A 25314-nucleotide genomic window follows, 5' to 3' on the forward strand; every position below is an offset into this window, starting at 1 on the left:
CCGTTGTTATACGGCCGCATTGTAGAACTGCTCCGTGTCGGCATGCGTGGTCAACTGCTGCGTCAGCCGTTGCTGTTGCTGGTTATCGCCGTATTCGGTCTCGGTCTGCTGCGGATTCAGACCCAGTTTGCGAAACAGCATCAGATCCTTATCTTCTTTGGGATTCGGCGTAGTGAGAAGTTTGCAGCCATAGAAAATGGAGTTGGCGCCGGCCATAAAGCACATCGCCTGCGTCTGCTCATTCATCTGCTCGCGTCCGGCGGACAAGCGCACGTACGACGTCGGCATCATGATGCGCGCCACGGCGATGGTGCGGATGAAATCAAAGGGATCGACATCGTCGTTATCCGCCAGCGGCGTGCCTTTTACCTTGACCAGCATATTGATCGGCACGCTTTCCGGCGGTTTGGGTAAATTAGCCAGTTGCACCAGCAATCCCGCGCGATCGCGCACCGTTTCTCCCAGACCGACAATGCCGCCGGAGCACACTTTGATACCGGCGTTACGCACCTTATCCAGCGTATCCAGACGTTCCTGATAGCTACGGGTGGTGATGATGCTGCCGTAAAATTCCGGCGAGGTATCCAGATTATGATTATAAAAATCCAGCCCCGCCGACGCCAAACGCTCGGCCTGTTCGCCGTTCAGGGTACCCAGCGTCATGCAGGTTTCCATGCCCAGTTCTTTCACGCCTTGCACCATTTTTTCCAGATACGGCATATCGCGCTCATGCGGATTCTTCCAGGCGGCGCCCATGCAGAAACGGGTCGAGCCGGCCGCTTTCGCCTGACGCGCCGATTCCAGAACCTGCTCCACCTGCATCAGCCGTTCGGTTTCAATTCCCGTGCGATAGCGGGAGCTTTGCGGGCAATATTTACAGTCTTCGGGACAGGCGCCGGTCTTAATCGACAACAGCGTGCTCACCTGCACCTGCCGGGGATCAAAATGCCGGCGGTGAATCTGTTGGGCTTCGAACATCAGTTCAAGAAAAGGTTTATCAAAGAGGGTCTGCGCTTGCTCAAGCGTCCAGTGAATGCGGTCAGCCATGTCGGCATCTCCAAAATAAAAACACTTCGCCAGTTTAAATTAACCCTTTATACTGTCAACCAACTCAATAACATTTTAGTTTACGTATAGCATGATGACCCCGGAAGACCTCGCCTTCGATCAGCGCCATATCTGGCACCCTTACACCTCAATGACCCAGCCGTTGCCCTGTTATCCGGTGGTTGCGGCTAACGGCGCCGAGCTTCAGCTTGATGACGGACGCCGCCTGATCGACGGCATGTCCTCCTGGTGGGCGGCGATCCACGGTTATAACCATCCGGTCATCAATCAGGCGCTACAGCAGCAGATGGCGCAGATGTCGCACGTCATGTTCGGCGGCATCACCCACCCGCAGGCGGTGGCGCTCTGTCGCCGGCTGGTGGCCATCACGCCGGACGCGCTGGAGTGCGTGTTTCTGGCGGACTCCGGCTCGGTCGCCGTCGAGGTGGCGCTGAAAATGGCGCTGCAATACTGGCAGGCGCGCGGGGAGCGGCGCCAGCGTTTCCTTACGCTGCGCCACGGCTACCACGGCGATACCTTCGGCGCGATGTCGGTCTGCGACCCGCAGAATTCGATGCACAGCCTGTATCAGGGCTATCTGCCTGACCATCTGTTCGCCGATGCGCCGCAGTGCCGGTTCGACGGCGACTGGCATGAAGAGGATATCGCGCCGCTGCAAGCGCTGCTGGCGGAACATGGACAACAGATAGCGGCGATTGTGCTGGAGCCGATCGTCCAAGGCGCCGGCGGCATGCGCTTTTATCATCCGCGTTATCTTCAGCGGGTGCGAGAACTTTGCGACCGGCACAACCTGTTGCTGATTGCCGATGAGATAGCCACCGGCTTCGGCCGCACCGGCAAACTGTTTGCCTGCGAACACGCGGGTATCGCGCCGGATATCATGTGCGTGGGGAAAGCGCTGACCGGCGGTTATCTGACGCTTGCCGCCACGCTGACCACCCGGCAGGTGGCGGAAACCATCAGTAACGGCGCGGCAGGCTGTTTTATGCACGGCCCGACCTTTATGGGCAATTCGCTGGCCTGCGCGGCGGCCAACGCCAGTTTGTCGCTGCTGGCGGAGAACCGCTGGCCGCGGCAGGTGGCGGCCATCGAACAACAATTACGGCAGGGGCTGACGCCGTTAAGCGCCGAGCGGACGGTGGCGGATGTCAGGGTGCTGGGGGCCATTGGCGTGCTGGAAATGCGGCACCCGGTCAATATGGCGCGGCTACAACACTTTTTTGTTGAACGCGGCGTCTGGATTCGCCCATTCGGCAAACTCATTTATCTGATGCCGCCCTTTATTATTCAACCGGCGCAGTTGCAGCAGTTGATCAATGCCGTCGGGGAAGCCGTATCTGATCGGCGTTTATTTAACGATTGAGACAAACATTGCAATTTAACGCGGTCAGCAAATTAGTGAGGAAGGAAAACTTGTGAGCGGTGGCACACTAATTCCATTAGCGCTATGATTGCCCCATCAGTTAATCAGGACTTTTCCATGCGTAATACCATCACCCTTTGTTGGCAGTATTTACGCGCTTTCGCATTGATTTATCTCTGTCTGTTCGCAGGCAATGCGATATCCGCGTTACTTCCCATCGTCATTCCGGGCAGCATCATCGGTATGCTGATTTTATTCTCTCTGCTTGCCTCGCAGATCCTGCCGCCTGACTGGGTCAGACCCGGTTGCCATCTGTTTATTCGCCATATGGCCATGTTGTTTGTGCCGATCGGCGTGGGCGTGATGAATTATTACGACCTGCTGAGCCAACAGTTCGGCCCGATTGTCATCTCCTGTCTGACCAGCACCTTTTTCGTCATGCTCGTCGTCGGTTTCAGTACGCAGCTTATGCAGCGTGAACACGCTATCGGCGGCGAAACCGAACTGCCTAAGGACAAAGGATAATGCTTGCTTATATATGGTGGTCTTTGCCGCTCACGCTGCTGGTCTTTTTTGCCGCCCGCAAGCTGGCCGCCTGGACGAAAATCTCGTTGCTGAATCCCCTGCTGGTGTCGATGGCGATTATTATTCCTTTGTTGCTGCTGCTGAACATCCCTTATGACCACTATTTCAAGGGCAGCGAAGTGCTCAACAACTTGCTGCAACCGGCCGTCGTCGCGCTGGCTTTTCCATTGTATGAACAGCTTCATCAAATCCGGGCGCGCTGGAAATCCATTATCAGCGTCTGCTTTATCGGCAGCATCGCGGCGATCGTTTCCGGCACGCTGGTCGCATTGTGGCTGGGCGCGTCAAATGAAATCGCCGCGTCGGTGCTGCCGAAATCCGTGACGACGCCGATTGCGATGGCGGTCGCCAGCTCAATCGGCGGCATTCCGGCGATTAGCGCCGTTTGCGTGATTTTCGTCGGTATCGTGGGCGCCGTCGTCGGACACGGCATGTTCGATCGCGTCGGCATAAAAACCAAAGCCGCGCGCGGTCTGTCGATGGGTACCGCCTCACATGCCCTGGGTACCGCCCGCTGCGCCGAGGTTGATTTTCAGGAAGGCGCGTTCAGTTCGCTGGCGTTGGTTATCTGCGGGATCATGACCTCGCTGCTCGCGCCGTTTATTTTCCCTGTCCTGCTCGCATTCTTTAAATAAGTCCCCCGCTTACGCCGCTTTCTTCACGGGCCAAAGGACAGCATCCTTTGGCCCGTGAAGCCATACCGAATTCGCCTGATGCAGTATTCCCGCTATGGGAATACTGTGGTTGATGACAAAGTGTGTCGAGCGGTGAAAATGGATAGCTCGTAAAGACGCTGCGAGTACGTCCCTGTAAGCTCGAACCGCGCCGTCCCTGGCGCGGACGCTTTACTCTTCTATTCCATTCTCACCGTTCTGGTTCGGTAGATAGGTTTGTCAACTGTCTGAGTATTCCCGCTATGGGAATACTTTTGCACCTCGATTAAATAGTGATTTTCATCACATTTTAATATTATCAATTTCATTGATTACATTGATAATATGACAACTATCACCATTAGCACCCTATCCATTGCCTATTATGGTATTCACTGACGGGGTCAAAAAGGCAGGCCGATATGCACCCACGATTTAACGATGCTTTTCAACAGTTGCCGGCCCGGTTGCAATCCGCGCTGAAACCGATGTTGGACCGGCAGAACTTTGCCGCTATGTTGAGCGCGGATGACGTGAGGATCTTGCGCGATAGCGCCCAACTCGATAGCGACGCATTGGCCTTTGAACTGTTGCCGCTGGCTGCCGCCTGCGCGCTGACGCCGATTTCTCATTTTCAGGTGGGCGCGCTCGCCCAGGGCGTCAGCGGCAACTTTTATTTCGGCGCCAATATGGAATTCACCGGGGGGCAATTACAGCAGACGGTGCATGCCGAACAAAGCGCCATCAGCCACGCCTGGCTGCGCAATGAACCGGGGTTGAAATCGGTGACGGTGAACTACACGCCGTGCGGCCATTGCCGACAGTTTATGAATGAACTGAACACCGCTTCCGCGCTGCGTATTCAATTACCGGGCCGGCAGCCCGCCGCGCTCAGTCATTATCTGCCTGACTCGTTTGGCCCTGCGGATCTGGATATCGCCGCGCGGTTAATGGATGGCGCCCGCCACGCCTATACGCTGGCGGATGACGACGCTCTGACGCTTGCCGCGCTGGACGCCGCCAATCGCAGCCACGCGCCCTATAGTCAGGCAATCAGCGGCGTCGCCCTGCAAACCGCCGGCGGCCATCTCTATACCGGCCGCTATGCCGAAAATGCGGCATTCAACCCCAGTCTGCCGCCCTTGCAGGTGGCGCTTAACCTGCTGAATCTGGCTGGCGAAAAGCACACGGAAATAGAGCGGGCAGTGATTGTCGAACGCCGTCACGCCGCCATCAGCCAATGGGAAACGTCCAGATTCATCTTGAACGAACTCGGCTGTAAAAACGTCGCATTACGCTTGCTCGATTAGCCAGGCGGGACGAGCAATGTTAATTAACTGTAGTTGAATCGATACAGCCTGTTTTTATTTTTTATTGCAAGTTATATGTAACTATTTTAATTAACATTTTCTGTACATATTTTGTGGGTAATTTAAGATCGGCAATACCTTAAGTTTTGCCCTATCACTGAATTCGTTTCTGTTACCCAAAGAGTATAAAAGACATGGAATTAGAATACGAAAGTACCCGCCCCCTCTACATCCCCTATGCTGGCCCCATACTTCTTGAATTTCCCTTGCTAAATAAAGGCAGCGCATTTACAGAAGAAGAACGCGCCAACTTTAATCTGCACGGTTTATTACCGGAAGCCGTCGAAACCATTGAAGAACAGGCTGAACGCGCCTGGCGTCAATGTCGGGAGTTCAAAAACGACATTGAAAAGCACGTCTACCTGCGCAACATACAGGATACCAATGAAACCCTGTTCTATCGCCTGCTGGACGCCCACCTCAGCGAGCTGATGCCGATTATCTACACCCCGACCGTGGGTGAAGCCTGCGAGCACTTCTCCGATATCTACCGTCGGGCGCGCGGCTTGTTTATCGCATATCCGAACCGTGCCAATATCGACGATATGCTGCAAAACGCCACCAAACAGAATGTCAAAGTCATCGTGGTTACCGACGGCGAGCGTATTCTGGGTCTGGGCGATCAGGGCATCGGCGGCATGGGCATTCCCATCGGCAAGCTCTCGTTGTATACCGCCTGCGGCGGCATCAGCCCGGCATATACCCTGCCGGTGGTGTTGGACGTCGGCACCAACAATCCGCAGCGCCTGAACGATCCGCTGTATATGGGCTGGCGCCATCCTCGCATCACCGGCGACGAATATTACGAATTCGTCGATGAGTTTATTCAGGCGGTAAAACGCCGCTGGCCGAATGTCCTGTTGCAGTTTGAAGATTTCGCCCAGAAAAACGCCACCCCGCTGCTGAATCGCTACCGTGATGAAATCTGTAGCTTCAACGACGATATTCAGGGTACCGCCGCCGTGACGCTGGGCAGTCTGATTGCCGCCAGCCGCGCCGCCGGCAGCCAGTTGCGCGACCAAACCGTGGTGTTCCTCGGCGCGGGCTCGGCCGGGTGCGGTATCGCGGAACAAATCATCGCCCAGATGAAATCCGAAGGCCTGAGCGAGGAAGAAGCTCGCGCCCGCGTCTTTATGGTTGATCGTTTCGGCCTGTTGACCGACAAACTGCCGAACCTGCTCGACTTCCAAAGTAAGCTGGTGCAGAAAAGCGAATCCTTGACCCGCTGGGACGTGACCAGCGACGCGATCTCTCTGCTGGAAGTGGTGCGTAACGCCAAGCCGACCATTATGATCGGCGTTTCCGGCCAGCCGGGCCTGTTTACTGAAGAAATCATTCGTGAGATGCACAGCCACTGCGCGCGTCCCATCGTGATGCCGCTATCCAATCCGACGTCTCGCGTCGAAGCCCGCCCGGAAGATATCATCCGCTGGACGGAAGGCGCGGCGCTGGTGGCCACCGGCAGCCCGTTCGAGCCGGTGCAGTTCCAGGATAAGGTTTATCCGATCGCCCAGTGCAATAACTCCTTTATCTTCCCCGGTATTGGTTTAGGCGTGCTGGCATCGGGCGCGAAACGCATTACCGACGGCATGCTGATGGCGGCAAGCCGCGCGTTGGCGGACTGTTCGCCGCTGGCAAAAGACGGGCAAGGCGCATTGCTGCCGGATATCGCAGATATTCAGGAAGTATCGAAATACATTGCGCTGGAAGTCGGCAAGGCCGCGCAGTTGCAGGGCGTTGCGGTGGTGACCTCCGCCGATGCGCTGGCAAAAGCCATCTCGCACAACTTCTGGCAGCCGCAATACCGCAGCTACAAACGCACCTCGTTCTGATCCCATCGCTGTTTTAACCCAAGAGCGCGGCCCTGGCCGCGCTCTAATGCGTTGATGACACACCTTCCCAAACCCGTCATTCCCGCGCACAAAAACATCGGGAATGTTTTTGAACGCCGCTTGCGGCGGCCCGAAGGGCGAGCCCTAGGGATGGGGCGAGTAACCGGGAATCAGCCAACGGCGGTTTACGGTTTCAGTAGGAGATTCCCGCCAACAACTGCGGGAATGACTGGGCGGAGGTGGCTGTGTCGCAAGCGGTCCGTTAAGCCTGATACCGACGAAGGCACCGCGCAGCGACATAATTTAGCCGCAAGCCCTTCATAGGGGGCTGGCGTTGATCCCCCTATGTCGGGCGCGTGCTGCGACGTAGCATGGAAATGCCAGCATTGTGGCGCACGAAACTGCCTCTGAGTCCGCATAAAAATGTGACTAAGAGACAGTTGTCAAGGGGAGGCGCTCACACACTCTTCTGCGGAGGGCCGAGGGGGCTCTCGCCTACCCTGCTACCGCCGCTTCATGCCGCACGGCATCCGGCGTCATCGCCGCCAGCACTTCACGGCGCAGGTCGGTAAAGGCATAGCTGGCGCGATCGCGTGGCGTCGGCAGCGTTACCTCCACCACTTTGGCGATCTGCCCCGGATGCGATTGCAGCACCACCACGCGGTGACTCAAATAAAGCGCTTCCTCGATATCGTGGGTCACCAGAATCATGCTGGTGCGCTCATGCCGCCAGATATGCAGCAGTTCATCCTGCAATCGGGTTCGCGTCAGCGCATCCAGCGCGCCCAGCGGTTCGTCGAGCAACAGCACTTCCGGACGCGCCACCAGCCCGCGGGCGATGGCGGCGCGCTGCGCCATACCGCCGGAAAGCTGGTGGGGAAAAGCCTGTTCGTAGCCCGCCAGCCCGACCAGTTCAATATGTTCACGCACCGTGTCGCGTTTACGGGCCGCCGGCCAGGAGACATTCTCCACCGCCAGCGCGATGTTCTCTTCCAGCGTCAGCCACGGCAGCAGGCGATGGTCCTGAAACACAATGCCGCGCTCCGGGCCAGGGCCGCTAATGCGCCGGCTTCCCAGCGTAATCTCGCCCTGATAATCCTGATCCAGCCCGACAATCAGCCGCAACAGGGTACTTTTTCCGCAGCCGCTCGGCCCGACGATACTGACGAACTCGCCGGGCTCCACCGTTAAATCGATGCCGCGCAACACCTCGTGCGATGCGGCGCCGTCGTGCGAATAACGTTTGGTCACGCCGCGCACATGCAATGTCTCGGTCATGGGTTATCCCTCATAGCCCTGCTTCCACACCAGCGCGCGCTTTTGCAACGCCAGCATTAACCGGTCGATTAGAAAACCGACGATGCCGATGGTCGCCATGCAGACCAGCAGTTGGTCGGTCAGCAGCAGCGACTGGGCGCGAAAGATCAGAAAACCAATGCCCACCTGCCCCGCGATGCCCTCGGCCACCACCACCAGCGCCCAGGCCAGCCCGGCGCTGTAACGCAGGCTGACCATCACGTTGGGCAAGGCCGCGGGGATCACGATGCGCCGCAGGGTTTGCCAGCGCGTCAGGCGCAGCACCTCTCCCAGTTCAATGTAGTTGCGATCGACGTTGCGGATCCCTTGCAGCGTATTGAGAAACACCGGGAAAAACACCGATTTGGCGATCACCAGCGTCTTGGCCGGCGCGCCCACGCCCAACCACAGAATGATCAGCGGCAGCCAGGCGATGCCGGGGATATGACGGATCGTGTCGAACGTCGGGCCGAAGAAGTTTTCCACCTTGCGGGACATGCCGGCGGCGATCCCCAGCAGCAGCGCGGCCAATGCGCCGAGCAGGAATGACTGTGAAACCAGCATGATACTGATAAAAAAATCCTGCTCGAACGACTGTTTGGTCACCAGGTCCCAGAACGAGGCGAGCGTACGCGCCGGCGACGGCAGAAAGACCGGCGGAACCCACTGATAATAGGACGCGGCCTGCCAGCCGGACAGGATCGCCAGCGGCAGAATAAAGCCGAGCCAGTTCCCCGATCGTCGGCGGCGAACGATCTTTGCCGTCGCCACGCCGCTAAGAATGCTATCACTCATCGTTATCGTCCTTTAAGCGAGATCAGTTATAGGCCGAATAAGCGCCACCTTTGAAAAAACGCGCGTCGACCAGCTTATCAACCTGGGTATCGCTCAGATTGCGCTCGCTCAGGATGTCGTCCCCCTGCGCGATATACCAGGCCTGGAAGGTTTTGATATTGTCGCGCACGCTGTCGGCGTCTGCCTCGCCGCGCATAAAGTAGAACTGCGACGGATCGGTAATTTGGAACTTGGCGATATGTTCCGGCACGCGCGTGGCTTTGGCGACGATCGCCGCCGCCTCATCGGGATTCGTGCGCGCCCATTCTTTGGCGCGGTCGACCGCCAGCAGAAACGCCTGAATGGCCTGCGGATAGTTTTCGGCAAACGAACGCATCGCGAAGTAGGAAACCCGACCGGCGCCGTTGACGTAGACGCCGTCATCCGGCGTACGGCCGATCACTTTCACCTGCCCGGAGGTATAGAGCGCGGCCGCGCCGGAAGTGCCGAGATGCACCGCCGTCGCATCAATGGAGCCGCTTAACAGGGCGGCGGCGACCGCGGCGCTGTTATCCATCGACTGGTAACGCACCCGCCCCTGCTGCTTGCGGGAGTCGAGCGGCAAGCCCGCCTTGGTCAGGATTTCGGTCGGCGCCGTCCAGTAGCAGCTCACCCGGCTGCTGGCGAATTTGCGTCCGTCCAGATCCTGAATCTGATTAATCTCCTTGTTGTCCGCCCGCGCGATGATCGGCGTACGGTATTTGTCGGAAGGCTCAGATTCCCAGACGATAACGGCATCCAGCCCGTTGGCATGATGCACCACCGCCGGATAAATCATGCGCTGCGCCACCGCGATGCCGCCGTGGTTGAGGTGCGCCGCCTCCGCGCCCAGCAGTTCGGCGCTGCCGGAAGCGATCAGGTTGACCTGTTCGATGCCGATCTTGTCGAACTCTTCCTTAAAGAAACCTTTTTCCTGCGCTACCGCCGTGGCGGGATCGAGTTGCAGCGTAATGCTTTTAAGCGGTTTCACGGCGCCGGTTTCGGCAATCGCCGACTGAAACCACAGCATAAGCGTCGCGCTCAGCGCCAGCAGCGCGGCGGCATGCCGCTTGTTGTTTACTGACAGATTAGACATGGAAAGATACCTCGCATTAAATACGTCGAATAACTGTAGGATGGCGGCGACAGGGATTATCGCGGGATACGCCTGCCGGACATTGCCGCGAATGCGCTCACGATGCGCCGCAACGGCCCATCAATGACAAGCCGGGATTCGATTGGAACCCTCGACGAACGTTGACGAAGACGGTTTTTCCTGCGGCGGCGGTTCCCGCTGCGGCTCCGTTGCCGCCTGCGCCGCTTGCCATCCGCCCAGTATCGCGCTCAAGCCGCATAGCACAGCGAGCGCCTTTTTTCTGCTTACAGTACTCCTTGACATAGTGCTCCTTTATTAATGCAATGTTGTCTTTAGCTACCAAAGGTGAATTTTTTTAACAAATCGCAAGCACATATTTAAAGTCGCAACTATTTTTATCAACCAACAAATATTTATATGGTTACCCATTCATCAGCAATAGTTGGCCGCGCGTCGCCGTCAGGTAGCCAACTGACGGATATCACGGATATTTCCTCACTCTCATTGCGTGTTACGCCGCGCCGCCGCGCAATCAGCCAGTCCGTTTATTAAATAAAAAAACGCCGGGAGCGTTTTTCAACGTCGCCCGCGACGGCCTGCAAGGTGGCGGGCAGGGACAGCCCGCCATAAAAAAACGCCGGGAGCGTTTTTCAACGTCGCCCGCGACGGCCTGAAAGGTGGCGGCAGGGATAGCCCGCCATAAAAAAACGCCGGGAGCGTTTTTCAACGTCGCCCGCGACGGCCCGAAGGGTGGCGGGCAGGGACAGCCCGCCATAAAAAAACCCGCGAGATATCGCGGGTTGCGTGTTATCGACAGGGATATGGCGGGATGTTCAGCCTTTCAGCTTCGGATCCAATGCATCACGCAATCCATCCCCCAACAGATTGAAGGCCAGCACCGTCAGGAAAATCGCCATACTGGGGAAAATCGCCACATGCGGCGCGATCACCATATCCGAGCGGGCTTCATTGAGCATGGCGCCCCACTCCGGCGTAGGCGGCTGCGCGCCTAATCCCAGAAAGGAGAGGCTGGCCGCCGTAATGATCGACATGCCGATACGCATAGAAAAGTACACGACGATGGAAGACACCGTGCCAGGCAGGATATGGCGAGAAACAATCGTCCAGTCGGACGCGCCGATGCTGCGCGCCGACTCGATGTAGGTCTGCTGCTTTAACACCAGCGTATTGCCTCTCACCAGCCGGGCAAACGCGGGAACGCTGAAGATAGCCACCGCGACAATCACATTCGCCATCCCGCTGCCCATAATCGCCACCACGGCAATCGCCAACAGAATACCGGGAAAAGCGAACAACACGTCGCAAACGCGCATGATCAGCCGATCCCACCAGCCTTCATAGTAACCGGCCAATAGTCCAAACGCGGTGCCGATCAGCATACCGATGGTGACCGAAAGGATGCCGGCGGCCAGAGAAATTCTCGCCCCCAGCAAGATGCGGCTGAAAATATCCCGTCCCAGCGCATCGACCCCGAGCCAGTGCTCGATCGACGGCCCCTCGTTCAGGCGCTCATAATCAAAGTAATTTTCCGCATCGTAAGGCACCAGATAAGGCGCCAACAGGGCAATGATAATCAGCAGCGCCACAAACAAACCGGCCAACATCGCCACATGCTGCTGCCGGAAACGTCGCCAGAACTCATGCCACGGCGTGCGAATTCGATTCTCCTTAATCACCGGCATAGCCGACAACACCGCTTTACGTCGCCAGTTTCTCATTATCTTTCCTTATTTATAACGAATCGCTGGGTTAATCGCGGCATACAGCATATCGACCAACAGATTGATAAGGATGAACTCCAGCGAGAACAGCAAGACTTCCGCCTGAATCACCGGATAATCACGCATCTCCACCGCGTCGACCAATAATCGCCCCAGCCCCGGCCAGTTAAAAACCTTCTCAACCACAATCGAGCCGCCGAGCAAAAAACCAAACTGCAACCCCATCATGGTGATGACCGGGATCAACGCATTGCGTAACCCATGCTTCACCACCACCAACGACTCGCGCACGCCTTTTGCCCGCGCGGTGCGCATGTAATCTTCCTGCATCACCTCGACAAAAGAGGCGCGGGTAAAACGGGCCATCACGGCGGCGACGGCCGCGCCCAGGGTGATCGAGGGTAAAATATAGTGCCGCCAGGTGTCGGCGCCGACGGTGGGCAGCCAGCCCAGCTCCACGGAAAAAACCTGCATCAACAGCATACCGAGCGCGAAGGCCGGAAAGGAGATGCCGGAAACCGCCAGCGTCATACCGATTCTGTCGGGCCAGCCATTACGCCACACGGCGGAAACTACGCCGATCGCCATGCCGAACACCACCGACCACGCCATACTGCTGATGGTCAACCACAGCGTCGGCATAAAACGGGTGGCGATTTCTTCCGTCACCGGTCGTTTGGATACTATCGATGTCCCCAGATCGCCCTGGAGGACGTTGGTAAAAAAATGCCAGAATTGCTGCGGCAGCGGTTTGTCCAGCCCTAAATCCTGGCGAACCATCTCTATCACCACGGCATCGGCTTCCCGTCCGGCGGCCAAACGCGCCGGGTCGCCCGGCAGCATATGTACGAACAGAAAAACCAACACCATGACGATCAATAAGGTGGGAATTAATCCCAGCAACCGTTTAATAAAATAATTCAGCATGGATAAGTTTCCACGTACATGCGACTCGCTCTCCTGTGAGTGGAATTGCTGAAAATACGGGGCGACCCGTCATCGCCGCCCCGAATTCACTGACGACCGATTTACTCTTTCAGATCCGCTTCATCGAAGCTGAAGGCGGTATCCGGCATGACATAAAATCCCGTCAATTTCTTGTTGTTGGCGGAAACCAGCTTTTCAGTCGCCAGGAAAATCCAGGGCGCGTCGGCCCAGATTTTGTCCTGCGCGTCTTTATACAGTTTCTGCTTTTCCGCCCGGTCGGTGGTTTTCAATGCGCCGCTCAGATCGGCATCCACTTGCGGATTGCTGTAGAACGCGGTGTTAAATAGCGCCGGCGGCCAGGATGCGGTGGCGAACAGCGGCGACAGCGCCCAGTCCGCTTCCCCGGTCGAGGCCGACCAGCCGGTATAGAACAGCCGCACGCCCGTCTCTTTCACGCCCTTGCCTTCGACCTCGGCGGCGCGCTGGCCCGCATCCATGGCGGTAACCTGAACCTTGACGCCCACCTGCGCCAGTTGCTGCTGGGTAAACTGCAACACTTTCTGCGCCGTGCTGTGGTTATGCGACGACCAGAGCGTGGTGGTAAAACCATCCGGATAGCCGGCCTCTTTCAGCAATTCGCGGGCTTTTGCCGGATCGTAAGGCCACGGCTGATATTTCACCGCATAATCGATGCTCGGCGGCAACGGGCCTTCCGCCGGCGTCGCATAGCCGGAAAACGCCACTTTGATCAACGCCTCTTTGTTAATGGCGTAGTTAAGCGCCTGCCGCACCTTGGGATTATCAAATGGTTTCTGGGTGACGTTGAGGCTGATATAGCGATGCAGAATGGAGGGCGAGGAAACCAACGCCAGCTCTGCGTTTTTCTCCAGCACTTTGGCCTGTTCGAACGGGATCGGATACGCGAACTGCGCTTCGCCGGTTTGCAGCAGCGCCGCGCGGGTGTTGTTATCCACCACCGGACGCCAGGTGATGCTGTCCAGTTTGGGCAGCCCGGATTTCCAGTAGCCGGCAAACTTCTCGACCTTGACGTAGTCGGTCTGATTCCAGGTGACAAAACGGTATGGTCCGGTACCCACCGGATGGAAACCGATCTCTTTGCCGTACTGCTGCAACGCCGCCGGCGAGATGATCACCGCGGCCGGATGCGCCAGATTATTGATAAAAGCGGAGAACGGCGTTTTCAGCGTGATTTTCACCGTCTGCGCGTCGACCACTTCCGTTTTATCGATCATTTTGAACAGGTTGTAGCGCTTCAGACGATTCTGCGGATTGCTGGCGCGATCCAGATTCACTTTTACCGCTTCGGCATTAAAATCGGTGCCGTCGTGAAACTTCACGCCCGGATGCAGTTTAATCGTATAAACCAAACCGTCCGGGCTTGCGGTATAGCTCTCCGCCAGCACATTGACCAGCTTCATATTCTTGTCGAAGCCGAACAGTCCCTGATAGAACGATTTGGCCACGCTTTGGGATAATGAGTCATTGGCGTCGTAGGGATCCAGCGTGGTGAAGTTGGATCCGACGGCGATCACCGCATCCTTGGCCGCCCAGGCCGGCGCCGTTGCCATGGCGGCGGCGATACCGGCGGCAAGTAGCCAGTTGCGTTTCAAATGGATAACATTCATCGTATTACGTTCTCCTTGTCATGCCCTGTCAATAAGCGCCGGCAATCGGATGATGAGCGACGAAATGTCGTTCGCCAACCTGCACTAAAGGCGCGGTGGTAGGTTCATCGCCTATTGCCCGGATCGGGCTGGGTACTTCATCAACCAGTAAAACCTGTTCGCGATGGCGCCGCGCGGGATCGGCAACCGGCACCGCCGCCATCAGTTTGCGGGTATAGGGATGTTGCGGATGTTCAAATACCGCGCTGCGCGGCCCGATCTCCACAATTTGCCCCATATACATTACCGCCACCCGATGGCTGATCCGCTCAACAACCGCCATATCATGGGAAATAAACAGAAAAGCGATGCCGAATTCGCGCTGCAATTCCAGCATCAAATTAACGATTTGCGCCTGAATGGAGACATCCAGCGCGGAAACCGATTCGTCGGCAATCACCACTTTGGGATTCAGCGCCAGCGCCCTGGCGATACAGATACGCTGACGCTGACCGCCGGAAAACTCATGGGGATAGCGGCGGGCATGTTCCGGTTCCAGTCCGACGCGGGCCAGCAGCCACGCGACCCGTTTTTCCGCGTCCTGGCGACTCGCCGCGCGGTGGACCAGCAACGGCTCCATAATGGAAAAACCGACCGTCATGCGGGGATCCAGCGAAGCGTAAGGGTCCTGAAAGATAAACTGAATATCCCGCCGCAGATGCTGCAATGCCGCGCCCGCCATATGGTCAATCCGTCGTCCGTTAAAGATGATCGTCCCGCTTTGGCTTTCCACCAATCGCAGTAACGCGCGTCCGGTGGTGGATTTGCCGCAGCCCGACTCCCCCACCAGCGCCAGCGTTTCCCCCGGATAGAGATCGAAACTGACGTTTTCCACCGCATGCACCTGTCGCGTCACCCGGTTCAGAATGCCGCTGCGAATCGGGAAGCGGGTGACCAGATCTTTCACTTGAAGAATCGGTTCAGCACGCGGAGGAATGGTATTTTGCGGTTCGCTGTCGGCGGCCGATGAGGTTTCCTGATTCAGCAAGGGGAATTTAGCCGGATAAGGCTGTCCGCGCATCGATCCCAATTTGGGTACCGCCGCCAACAGCGCTTTGGTGTAGGGACACTGCGGCGCCTTGAAAATGTCCTCGGCCGCCGCCGCCTCAACGCTTTCCCCGTGATACATCACCAGCACCCGGTCGGCGACCTCCGCCACCACCCCCATATCATGGGTAATGAAGATCACCGCCATGTCCATTTCCTGCTGCAATACGCGGATAAGTTGCAGGATTTGCGCCTGAATGGTGACGTCCAGCGCCGTTGTCGGCTCATCGGCAATCAACAGCGACGGCTTACAGGAGAGCGCCATCGCGATCATTACCCGCTGACGCATGCCGCCGGAGAGTTGATGCGGATAACGATCCAGCACATTGCGCGCCTCCGGGATGCGCACCAAATCCAGCATGCGCAACGCTTCACGCCTGGCGGCGCGATGATCCATTCCCTGATGCAGTCGAATGGATTCGGCGATCTGCTCGCCGACGGAAAAGACCGGATTCAGCGACGTCATCGGCTCTTGAAAAATCATCGCCAAATCGGCGCCGCGCAGCTTACGCATCAGCGACGGCCCGGCGGCGCTTAAATCCAGCACCTGGCCGTCACGCTTGCGAAACAGCATTTCGCCCTGATGAATCACACCGCCGGCCTGTTCGACCAGCCGCATCAGCGCCAGCGACGTCACCGATTTGCCCGACCCGGACTCCCCCACTATCGCCAGCGTCTCCCCTCGATCCACCGAAAAGGTTAAATCACGCACCGCATCCGTCCGCTGGCCCTGTTGTTCAAAATAAACGCCCAGATCGCGAACTGACAGCACCCGGTCATCCGGCAGAAAAAAAACCGGCTCAGGGGCGGAAAGCAGCGCATGATGATGCCGTGTTTGTGTCATGAACAGAGAATCTCCATATAAAACGGGGGAGTCGGAACAGCAAAGCAAGCTGGCCGCCGCTCGTATAACCGCTTGTCATCAAACTCTTTTTTTTGACTATATTTAGCGCCATGCAGTATGTAAAGCAGAAAATGCAGCATAATCCTGAGGAAATATCTTTTATAACATTAAGTTAGTTGACCTAAACCAAACGATATATACACCCGATGGGTTTCAACGCGCCGACATCATCCCTGAAAGATGAAGGGAGTGTGGTTCTCTGACATAATATTGGCATACGATGCGCATTTTTGCCTGCCGGCCGTCGGCAACGACGCAATGAATAACATGATGGAGTTCTGATGGAAAGCGTTAGCCCAGGTTTATTGACTCTCGAACAAGCACAGGAAAAACTGTTTTCCCGGCTTGAAGCGATAGCGGAAACGGAAACCGTCTCACTGTATGATGCCACGGGCCGCATCACCGCCAGCGCGATAACCTCGCCCATAAATGTTCCCCCCTTTGCCAATGCCGCGATGGACGGTTACGCCATTCGCCGCGCCGATTTGTCCGCCGCCCCGCTCCCGATCGCCGGTAAGGCCTTCGCCGGCGCGCCCTTTGACGGCGTGTGGCCGTCAGGAACCTGTATTCGGATTATGACCGGCGCCCCGGTTCCCGCAGGCGCGGATGCGGTTGTCATGCAGGAGCAGACGGAGGTCAGCGCAGCAGGCGTCCGTTTTCTTCACCCAGTAAGCGCCGGGCAGAATATCCGTCTGCCTAGCGAAGATATCCGTGAAGGCGCCTGCGTGCTGCCCGCCGGAACCAGGCTGAGCGTGGCGGAGTTGCCCTTGCTGGCATCGCTGGGGATCGCGCAGGTTGATGTGTTCCGTCGCCTGAAGGTCGCCATTTTCTCAACCGGCGATGAGCTTCAGCCCGTCGGCCAACCGCTGCAAGCCGGACAAATATACGACACCAACCGCTTCGCCGTGCGTTTAATGCTGGAACAGCTTGGTTGCGATGTCGACGATCTGGGCATCGTCCGCGACGATCCGCGCGCGCTGCGCGACGCGTTCCGGCAAGCCGACAGCGGCGCCGATTTGGTGATCAGCAGCGGCGGCGTCTCCGTCGGCGAGGCGGATTACACCAAACAGATATTGGAAGATCTGGGCAATATCGATTTTTGGCAGCTCGCCATCAAGCCCGGCAAACCGTTCGCCTTCGGCAAACTGCAAAACGCCTGGTTCTGCGGCCTGCCGGGAAACCCGGTTTCTTCCGTCGTCACATTTTATCAACTGGTGCAGCCGTTGCTGGCCCGTCTTTCGGGTCATTCTCAATGGCGCCCGCCAACGCGCCTGCGGGTGAAAACCACCAGCGCGCTGAAAAAAACGCCGGGCCGCATCGATTTTCAGCGGGGTATTGTTAGCCGCAACGCCCTGGGCGAATGGGAAGTTAAAACCACCGGTCATCAGGGTTCTCACGTATTCAGTTCTTTTAGTCAGGCTAACTGCTTTATCGTGCTGGAAGCCGAACGCGGCCGCGTCGCCGCCGGCGAATGGGTCGAGATTGAACCTTTCAATGCGCTGTTGGGGAATTAGCCATGCTGCCGGAACTCAGTGATGAAGAAGCGCTGCGCTATAATCGCCAGATCGTGCTGCGCGGCTTTGATTTTGACGGGCAGGAAAAATTGAAAGCCGCACGCATCCTGGTTGTCGGACTCGGCGGGCTGGGTTGCGCGTCTTCACAGTATCTGGCGGCGGCCGGCGTCGGCCACCTGACGCTGCTGGACTTCGATACCGTTTCGCTCTCCAATCTTCAGCGACAGATACTGCATCATGATGCCCGTATCGGCATGACCAAGGTTGCATCAGCGCGGATTGCGCTCGCGGAAATTAACCCTCACCTGTCCCTTGATGCCATTAACGCCGATCTGGATGATGAGGCGTTGAGCAAACTGGTGGAGAAACACGATGCGGTGCTCGATTGCACCGATAACGTATCCATCCGCGATCGCCTGAATCGCATCGGCTTTCATCTGAAAAAACCGCTGATTTCCGGCGCCGCCATCCGTATGGAAGGTCAGCTCAGCGTATTCACCTACCAGCAAGATGAGCCTTGCTATCGTTGCCTCAGCCGGCTGTTCGGCGAAAACGCGCTAACCTGCGTGGAAGCCGGCGTGATGGCGCCGCTGGTGGGTACCATCGGCAGTTTGCAGGCGATGGAAGCCATCAAGTTAGTGACGGGATTCGGCAAGGTTATCACCAGCCGTTTGCTGATATTCGACGCCGGCGCCATGCAGTTCCGGGAAATAAAATTACCTAAAAATCCAGGCTGCGAAGTCTGCGGCGCTTGAGTAATAATATCCCCTGAATACCTCAGGTTGCCTGAGCGTTGGCCTTCCCGCGACGCGAAGTATTCAGGGTATATCCACGCGATACAATAAAAAATAAGCAATCAGGTTAGTTTATTAACTTTATTAAATGGCGCGGCGCAATGCGGCGCGGCCTCGGTAATTATCTGTTCAACATCAGACACGCCGGTCCAAATTGAAAGCACGGTCGTCGTGGTCCACCAAAGATCGGATTGAACCTTGTCAATAATTTTCGGCGTCTCTGATTTTAAACATGAAAATACCTGCTGCGCGGTTTCTTTCGACATATTGATAGATTCCGCATAGCGATTTAATTCATTTTCAAGTGGCTCAAACAAAAAGAAAGCCAGTATCGCAGAAATAATAGTTTGCATCGTCAGCACTTATATTAGTTTAATTAACCATCTCGATTTTTGGGGAAAAGACCTGAATGACTTTTTCCCTCAACGTAAATGTCGCCGGCGTTTTTCCAATCAGTTCGCCGTCGGCATTAATATCATGCGGCTTTGCCGTATGCACCGTTAAACCGGTCGCGGAGAAAGCGCGTACTTTGCGCCATCGCCCGTGCGTTCCCCGGCGCAGAAAAGGCAGCAGCGCCAGCATTTCCCACCAATGGGAGATCTCCAGACTATAAACATCCAGTCGGCCATCGTCAGGCGCGGCCGTCTGTTCCACCGTCATGCCGCCGCCGTAAAAACGGCCATTGCCCACGGAAACCTGAACGGTTCTGACGCTTTCCTTGATGCCGTCGTGCTCGATTTCGACCCTGAACGGACGACTCTGCTTAAGCAATTTAAACGCGGCAAGCGCGTAGCCCAGCGTTCCCCAACGTTTTTTCGACTTGGCCGATAGCCCGCGCGCCAGCGCAGCCGAAAATCCGATACTGGAGACATTAAAGAACAGATGACCGTTCACTTCCCCCAGATCGATGGTCCTTAAATTTCCAGCCGCGATAATTTGTATCGCCAGCTTCAAATCTTTTGGTATCCCCAGCGTACGGGCAAAATCATTCGCCGTGCCTAACGGCAGGACGCCCAGCGGCAAGCCGGTATCAACCAGCGCTTGAGCCGCCGAGTTCAACGTGCCATCGCCGCCGCCGATAATAACAAAGTCCACATCATGCGCATGGGCGCGGATAATATCGCCGCAGGAATCGGAATGCTGTTCGCCGGGATCAATAACCTTAATATTATGCGATTGTAATAATTGAACCACAGATGACTTCGATGAATCGCCATTTCTCGCGTTTTGATTAATAAATAACAGCGCCGTCGAGCGCCCCTGTTTATCTTCTCGTCTTTCTGCCGCCATTGTCTATCCGACTTCATTACCGTGACCAACGTTAATTGATACCACTATTTCATCGGTTTTCACAAGTTACATTGAGTAAGACCACAATAAAATACAAATCATTACATTATTGCCGGCGATAGCGCTTATTCACGATAGTCCATTAAAATATCGTCCGCCGGGGCATTATTTTATTTTCCGTTACCGTCAATAACCCGTCCAAAAGTAAACGCGTCCTATCCTTTGATCCGCCGCCTTCTTTCTCCCTCGCCTGCAAGGTTGATTCGAACGCATTCAGGCTGACGTTATGTTGCTGTTTCCGGCTACGCCTGCTTAACTTCAATAAGGAAGTTGACCGGCAGCCGTGATGCTCAGAAATGATTTTCCGTCTGCTACCTCATTGATGACACCGGGAGTACCGTTTTGCTGACTGGATTGATAACAAACTCACGTTGGCTGAATAAAACGCGCGCAATTATAATATTCGCCGTCATGTTGCTCACCGCATTTCTGATTATCAGTTGGACCAGCTATGAAGTAGCCAAAAAATCGCTGGAGGAAGAAATAAAAGAACATACGCTGCCGTTGACCAGCGATAACGTGTACTCCGAAATTCAGCAGGACTTGCTGAAACCGATCTTTATCTCATCGCTAATGGCGCACGACACCTTTGTTCGCGACTGGGTTCTTGCTGATGAACGCGATTCGCAGGCCATGATTCGCTATCTGAAAGAGATTGACCGCCGCTTCGATACCCTGTTTTCCTTTTTTGCCTCGGACAAAACGAAACGTTTTTACGATCCTCAACGCGTTCACCACACTATCTCGGCGCAATCCCTCGACGATCGATGGTTTTTTCAAGCCCGAAATCTGTCGGATGACACCCCTTACTTCATTGATGTCCGCGTCGATCCCGAAGACCGTACCCATCTGGATATTTTTATTAACCATAAAGTCCTGGATTATGACGGCGACTTCATCGGCGTCACCGGTATTGGCATTCCCATCGAGCGGGTCAAACTGCTGATTGAAAAATATGAGCAGCGCTACAACCGCACGATTTACTTCATTGATAAAACCGGCAACGTCGCATTGCACGGAAAAACCTACGATCGTGCTCTGAAAATTCAACAGCAACCCGGACTGGCAACCCTCGCCACCTCGATTCTGACGGTGCCGGGCGGCGCCTATGAATACCACGCTCAGGATACGCAAATCTTTCTCAATACCCGCCTGATCCCCGAGTTTGGCTGGTATTTAATGGTCGAGCAAACCAGCCATCCCAGCGAACGGCGGCTGTTCGCTACGCTGATGAAAAATCTGGGGGTCAGCATCGCCGTCAGCACGCTGTTTCTGTTCCTGCTTTGGCTGACCATCGGCGGCTATCAGCGCCGCCTGGAGCTGATGGCGACAACCGACAAGCTGACCGGGATTATGAACCGGCAGGCGTTCGATTATGCCTTTGAACGGCTGAGCGGCAAACGACAGGCAAAACATCAACCTATCGCCATCGTGCTGCTGGATATCGACCACTTCAAAATAGTCAACGATCGCTACGGACACGGCGCCGGTGATTTGGTGTTGCAGAAAATCGCGCAGATATTGCAACAGTCCATCCGCAACAGCGATCGAATTTGCCGTTGGGGAGGAGAAGAGTTCGTGGTGCTACTGGACAACTGCGATATCGACAATGCGCTGACGCGCGCCGAAACGCTGCGTCATGACGTTGAAGCGATGGTCGTGCCGTTCCGTAACGAGACGATTCAGGTCACCATCAGCTGCGGCGTGGCGGAATATCGGGCAAAGGAAACGCTGGATGCGCTAATCAACCGGGCGGATATCGCGCTATACCAGGCCAAGCAGCAAGGGCGTAATCGGGTCATCAAATCGGACGACTAGCCAGCCGGACAGCGCCGCTTTAATGGCGCTGTCCGACGGCATCAGCCCTGGCGTTTACCATAAGCGTATTTCACTTCCGCAATTCGCAACTCATAATGCTGGTACCACTCGGCAATACCGAACTCCTGCGCGATACGATGTTCTGAATGACGCTTCCACTGTTTGATCGCGTCAAGAGAATCCCAGTAAGAAACGGTTATCCCGAACCCCTGCTGGTCGCGCGCGCTTTCCGCGCCAAGGTATCCGGGTTGCGTCATGGCCAGCTCAGCCATTCTGGATGACATCTCATCATATCCGCGATCCCCTGGCGTACGTTGTGATGAAAAAACCACGGCGAAATACGGCGGTTCAGGCAGTCGGGCAAAACCGGCATGACTCATTCAGCGCTCCATAAAAATATTATTAATAACATCACTGCTATATCGCGCTCTTTTATGATTGCATCAGCGTCAGCAGCGTCGTCATGATGGTAATACTGATGATGACCGATAGCGAATTGGTAAAGCTGGAAACCGAGGCGAACATCCCGCTGAACCTTGAAGTGAACAAAGGCGCCAGCGACGATACCGGCGAAAACACCACCACGGCCAGTACCTGACGGATTTCCAGCGGCAACGGCGTGTAATAATAAAACAACACGGCGAATGCGCAGGCTACGCCGTAGCGAAGCGCCAGTACCTTTAATACATTCGCCAGCGCCGCCCGGTTGATATTGATTTCCAGCATCATGCCGATAATCATCATGGCGAGAAACGGGTTGGCGTTGCCGATGGTCGATGTCACCAAAGTGACCTGACTGGGAAGATGCAGACCGAATAGCGCGGCAATCAGCAACAACATATAGACATCAAACGGCACAGAGGAGAACAGCCGCCGAATCGTGCTTTTCAGACCGGCGCTGCGGCCGGTGGCGTGTGATGCGGCAACGTAGCTGCCGCCGGTACAGATAATGGAGTTTCCGGCATCAAACAGACAGGTCGCAACGATGCCGGCCGGACCAAGAAAACTCTGCACATAAGGCAAGGTAAAGCAACCGATGTTATAGCCCGGCGAATTGATGATATAAAAGGCTTTCATTTCATCCGGGCCTTTGCGGGCAATCAAATACCCCGCCCCCATCAGTAAAAGATTACACCCCAACCCCAGTACCACCAGAATCAATAAAGAGTGATCGACTTTAAAGCTGGCAAACCCGGTGATGACCGCCGCAGGCAGGGTAATATTCATCATGATCCTGGACAGCGCCAGGCTGTCGGATCGTTGTAATACGCCATACTGTTTCAGCAGATATCCGATAATGATGACAAAAATAAATGAGAAGGCTTTGATAAGCACATCAACCATCTTGATTCCCCGATACGACAAAGATAACTGCTACATCCGCATTTTGAACGACCAGACGGCAAGAGATAATCGCCTTATAGATTATGCGGTTATATAATTTAACGTATAAAAGAGCAACTGCTGGCCACCACCAACGGCAAAAGATGAAAATCGATGATGCAACAGGTAGTTTTACGGCATGGAAGATAGAAAAAACGTGTGATCAGAATAACATTTTTGCTTGCAGACTGAACAGTCGCAAACGTGTTATATCCGGCAGAAAGATGCAGGGTGTACGGGTGACGCCGCCGGCGTCGCCCGTTTAACTAAATACAACTGCGCTGAAGAAGCGGCGTCGATATCATCCGGCTCAGATACCGTCGTTTTTCGTCTGTACCCAAAATGCGTGAATCAGGCCGGGGAAATACCCCAACAGCGTCAGAATGATATTCAGGATAAACGCCCAACCAATCCCTTTCCCAAGCAACACGCCCAGTGGGGGTAAAATAATGGTAAAAACGATGCGCCAAAAACCCATATTTATCTCCGTAACGTAATGATTAACTATCAACCTAGCTCACGCGGAGCAATCCGACAAATTTATCGCCGACTATCGCGCGTCTAGCAGGACAGCAAAACACGCCGTGAGCGATCTTTAACCTGGCTTGCGGCGGCACGGAACATCCGCCATAAAAAATGCCGATCAGCCTTGCCGACCGGCATTCATCCTGAGCATGACTTAACGTAAAATATTATTCATTGGACACAACGGCATAGCCGCCTGTCCCCATAATCAGGCCTGATGTTCTATCGCCTTGCCGCGATTTTCGATCGCGATCTTTTGCGGTTTTTCGCTTTCAGGGATTTCCTGATACAACTCAATGGTCAACAGCCCGTTTTCCAGCGCCGCCCCCTGAACTTTCACATGCTCGGGCAACGCATAGCTGATGCTAAAGTCGGCGCGGCTAATCCCCTGATGCAGCCAACCTTCATCTTCAGCTTCGCTTTTCTCTTCGCGTTTACCGGTTACGCTTAGTCGACCGCCGGTGGTTTTTATTTCCAATTCATCTTCTTTCCAGCCGGGTACGCTCAGCGTGATCCCATAGCGGTTGTCGCCTAATAAACGGATATCGTACGACGGCGTCGCCGACAGCGGCGTGTCGCCGGTCAGTTGGCTAAATAGCCGGTCAATACGGTTAAAACGATCGGAAAACAGCGAACCGGAAATATCGGGGAACAATGACAAGGTTCTCAGTGCCATAATTAACCTCCTGAATATCTTGATACATTCAAAAGCTCAACCTATGAGGCAAGCATCGCTTGTCCGCTTAATAAGATGGTAGCATTGGTGAAAAATTCAAGTGTGTTTCTGTCGGGAAAATCACATTTTTGCTATGTGCAAAAGTTTGAGGCCTACCGATAAAAGAAACCGCCGCGCCCGGTCGTCATCCGGCCATTCGTTGCGACTTTATTCACGCTGACAAGGAAAATCCAGACCATGGAGATCATACTGATGCGGCACGGCAAACCCAGTCTGGGCGTAAGCCGGAAAGTCTCGCCATATGAAATGATATCCTGGATCGAGCGGTACAATCAGGCCGAAATTGGCGATGATTCGCCGCCCGATGCCGGCAGAGAACTGGCGGCGCGCGCGACCCGCATCGTCGCAAGCTCGTCTCCCCGGGCGCTTGCTTCTTTGCAAGCCCTGGGATATCGACCTGACGTCATCGACGCCCTGTTTTGCGAAGCCGAACTACCGGTTACGCATTGGCGTTGGCCGCGGCTTTCTCCGTTTTACTGGGGCTTTATTTTTCGTCTGGCCTGGCTATGCGGCTACAGACGACATGTTGAATCCAAACACCAGGCCAGACAACGGGCATACCTGGCGGCAAATCAGCTCATAGCCCTGGCGGAATCCGGATCCGTACTGCTGCTGGGACATGGAATGATGAATCATCTGATTGCGAAGCAGCTTCAACGACAGGGATGGTGTGAGGAACGCAAACAAGGTCATGGCTACTGGCGCGCCGCGATCTATAAACGCGGATAACAAAGTACGCGATGATGTTATGAGAAAAAGGCTGACGCTATGCAAATCGCGCCATCGCGGCGGCTAAAAGCAACGCATTCCACT

At 55.5% G+C, this 25314-nt stretch carries 24 protein-coding genes; 9 read left to right on the top strand and 15 right to left on the bottom strand.

Annotated features, from left to right (window positions below):
- Positions 1–6 precede the first annotated feature (6 nt).
- Positions 7–1047, bottom strand: coding sequence for a biotin synthase BioB (bioB, locus tag ABRZ26_RS05645; RefSeq protein ID WP_319603274.1), 1041 nt, complete (start codon positions 1045–1047; stop codon positions 7–9).
- Positions 1048–1141: 94 nt separating this feature from the next.
- On the opposite strand from bioB, the gene bioA reads away from it, so the two are divergent.
- The 5 genes from bioA (at position 1142) to ABRZ26_RS05670 (ending at position 6871) form a co-directional block, all read left to right on the top strand.
- The gene (gene bioA / locus ABRZ26_RS05650; protein WP_319603386.1) at positions 1142–2431 is read left to right on the top strand and encodes an adenosylmethionine--8-amino-7-oxononanoate transaminase; all 1290 of its coding nucleotides are present in this window, start codon (positions 1142–1144) and stop codon (positions 2429–2431) included.
- A 117-nt stretch (positions 2432–2548) separates the two neighbouring features.
- The gene (locus ABRZ26_RS05655; protein ID WP_319603275.1) at positions 2549–2956 is read left to right on the top strand and encodes a CidA/LrgA family protein; all 408 of its coding nucleotides are present in this window, start codon (positions 2549–2551) and stop codon (positions 2954–2956) included.
- Positions 2956–3651 carry a CidB/LrgB family autolysis modulator gene (locus tag ABRZ26_RS05660; protein ID WP_319603276.1) on the top strand — a complete coding sequence of 232 codons (696 nt, stop codon included), beginning with the start codon at positions 2956–2958 and terminating at the stop codon, positions 3649–3651. Before ABRZ26_RS05655 ends, ABRZ26_RS05660 begins: the two co-directional genes overlap by 1 nt.
- A gap of 440 nt (positions 3652–4091) precedes the next feature.
- Positions 4092–4979: a cytidine deaminase gene (gene cdd, locus ABRZ26_RS05665; protein ID WP_319603277.1), complete on the top strand. Its 888-nt coding sequence runs from the start codon at positions 4092–4094 to the stop codon at positions 4977–4979.
- A 194-nt stretch (positions 4980–5173) separates the two neighbouring features.
- Positions 5174–6871, top strand: coding sequence for an NAD-dependent malic enzyme (locus ABRZ26_RS05670; protein WP_319603278.1), 1698 nt, complete (start codon positions 5174–5176; stop codon positions 6869–6871).
- Between the two features lie 495 nt (positions 6872–7366).
- Here ABRZ26_RS05670 and ABRZ26_RS05675 read toward each other — a convergent pair whose 3' ends face one another.
- From ABRZ26_RS05675 to gsiA, 8 genes are all read right to left on the bottom strand, one after another.
- Complete coding sequence (locus tag ABRZ26_RS05675; protein WP_319603279.1) at positions 7367–8149, bottom strand: ABC transporter ATP-binding protein; 783 nt, start codon at positions 8147–8149, stop codon at positions 7367–7369.
- A 3-nt stretch (positions 8150–8152) separates the two neighbouring features.
- Positions 8153–8962 carry an ABC transporter permease gene (locus tag ABRZ26_RS05680; RefSeq protein WP_319603280.1) on the bottom strand — a complete coding sequence of 270 codons (810 nt, stop codon included), beginning with the start codon at positions 8960–8962 and terminating at the stop codon, positions 8153–8155.
- A gap of 22 nt (positions 8963–8984) precedes the next feature.
- Complete coding sequence (locus tag ABRZ26_RS05685) at positions 8985–10076, bottom strand: ABC transporter substrate-binding protein (RefSeq protein WP_319603281.1); 1092 nt, start codon at positions 10074–10076, stop codon at positions 8985–8987.
- Between the two features lie 120 nt (positions 10077–10196).
- The gene (locus ABRZ26_RS05690) at positions 10197–10379 is read right to left on the bottom strand and encodes a hypothetical protein (RefSeq protein ID WP_319603282.1); all 183 of its coding nucleotides are present in this window, start codon (positions 10377–10379) and stop codon (positions 10197–10199) included.
- Positions 10380–10909: 530 nt separating this feature from the next.
- Positions 10910–11815, bottom strand: coding sequence for a glutathione ABC transporter permease GsiD (gsiD, locus tag ABRZ26_RS05695; RefSeq protein ID WP_319603283.1), 906 nt, complete (start codon positions 11813–11815; stop codon positions 10910–10912).
- Positions 11816–11824: 9 nt separating this feature from the next.
- Positions 11825–12745: a glutathione ABC transporter permease GsiC gene (gene gsiC / locus ABRZ26_RS05700; RefSeq protein ID WP_319603285.1), complete on the bottom strand. Its 921-nt coding sequence runs from the start codon at positions 12743–12745 to the stop codon at positions 11825–11827.
- A 101-nt stretch (positions 12746–12846) separates the two neighbouring features.
- Positions 12847–14391, bottom strand: a complete 1545-nt coding sequence (gsiB, locus tag ABRZ26_RS05705; protein WP_319603286.1) for a glutathione ABC transporter substrate-binding protein GsiB — start codon at positions 14389–14391, stop codon at positions 12847–12849.
- A gap of 28 nt (positions 14392–14419) precedes the next feature.
- A complete protein-coding gene (gene gsiA, locus ABRZ26_RS05710) occupies positions 14420–16321 on the bottom strand; it encodes a glutathione ABC transporter ATP-binding protein GsiA (RefSeq protein WP_319603287.1) in 1902 nt (633 codons plus the stop codon).
- 341 nt (positions 16322–16662) lie between these two features.
- Between gsiA and moeA the strand changes: the two genes are divergently transcribed.
- On the top strand, positions 16663–17895 hold the full coding sequence (moeA, locus tag ABRZ26_RS05715) for a molybdopterin molybdotransferase MoeA (RefSeq protein ID WP_319603288.1): 1233 nt from the start codon (positions 16663–16665) through the stop codon (positions 17893–17895).
- A gap of 2 nt (positions 17896–17897) precedes the next feature.
- The gene (gene moeB / locus ABRZ26_RS05720; protein ID WP_319603289.1) at positions 17898–18650 is read left to right on the top strand and encodes a molybdopterin-synthase adenylyltransferase MoeB; all 753 of its coding nucleotides are present in this window, start codon (positions 17898–17900) and stop codon (positions 18648–18650) included.
- A gap of 101 nt (positions 18651–18751) precedes the next feature.
- Here moeB and ABRZ26_RS05725 read toward each other — a convergent pair whose 3' ends face one another.
- Positions 18752–19042, bottom strand: a complete 291-nt coding sequence (locus ABRZ26_RS05725) for a hypothetical protein (RefSeq protein ID WP_319603290.1) — start codon at positions 19040–19042, stop codon at positions 18752–18754.
- 19 nt (positions 19043–19061) lie between these two features.
- The gene (locus ABRZ26_RS05730) at positions 19062–19979 is read right to left on the bottom strand and encodes a lipid kinase (protein WP_319603291.1); all 918 of its coding nucleotides are present in this window, start codon (positions 19977–19979) and stop codon (positions 19062–19064) included.
- A gap of 402 nt (positions 19980–20381) precedes the next feature.
- Between ABRZ26_RS05730 and ABRZ26_RS05735 the strand changes: the two genes are divergently transcribed.
- On the top strand, positions 20382–21857 hold the full coding sequence (locus ABRZ26_RS05735) for a sensor domain-containing diguanylate cyclase (protein ID WP_319603292.1): 1476 nt from the start codon (positions 20382–20384) through the stop codon (positions 21855–21857).
- 41 nt (positions 21858–21898) lie between these two features.
- Here ABRZ26_RS05735 and ABRZ26_RS05740 read toward each other — a convergent pair whose 3' ends face one another.
- The 4 genes from ABRZ26_RS05740 to ABRZ26_RS05755 all read right to left on the bottom strand — a co-directional run bounded on the left by ABRZ26_RS05740 (position 21899) and on the right by ABRZ26_RS05755 (position 24441).
- A complete protein-coding gene (locus tag ABRZ26_RS05740; RefSeq protein WP_319603293.1) occupies positions 21899–22237 on the bottom strand; it encodes an antibiotic biosynthesis monooxygenase family protein in 339 nt (112 codons plus the stop codon).
- A gap of 52 nt (positions 22238–22289) precedes the next feature.
- A complete protein-coding gene (locus tag ABRZ26_RS05745; RefSeq protein ID WP_319603294.1) occupies positions 22290–23201 on the bottom strand; it encodes an AEC family transporter in 912 nt (303 codons plus the stop codon).
- Between the two features lie 349 nt (positions 23202–23550).
- Positions 23551–23718, bottom strand: coding sequence for a YqaE/Pmp3 family membrane protein (locus tag ABRZ26_RS05750; RefSeq protein WP_319603295.1), 168 nt, complete (start codon positions 23716–23718; stop codon positions 23551–23553).
- Between the two features lie 255 nt (positions 23719–23973).
- Positions 23974–24441, bottom strand: a complete 468-nt coding sequence (locus tag ABRZ26_RS05755) for an Hsp20 family protein (protein WP_319603296.1) — start codon at positions 24439–24441, stop codon at positions 23974–23976.
- 237 nt (positions 24442–24678) lie between these two features.
- On the opposite strand from ABRZ26_RS05755, the gene ABRZ26_RS05760 reads away from it, so the two are divergent.
- Complete coding sequence (locus ABRZ26_RS05760) at positions 24679–25230, top strand: histidine phosphatase family protein (protein WP_319603297.1); 552 nt, start codon at positions 24679–24681, stop codon at positions 25228–25230.
- Positions 25231–25314 lie beyond the last annotated feature (84 nt).

The organism is Brenneria sp. L4-2C (genome assembly GCF_040240335.1).
GTDB lineage: Bacteria > Pseudomonadota > Gammaproteobacteria > Enterobacterales > Enterobacteriaceae > Brenneria.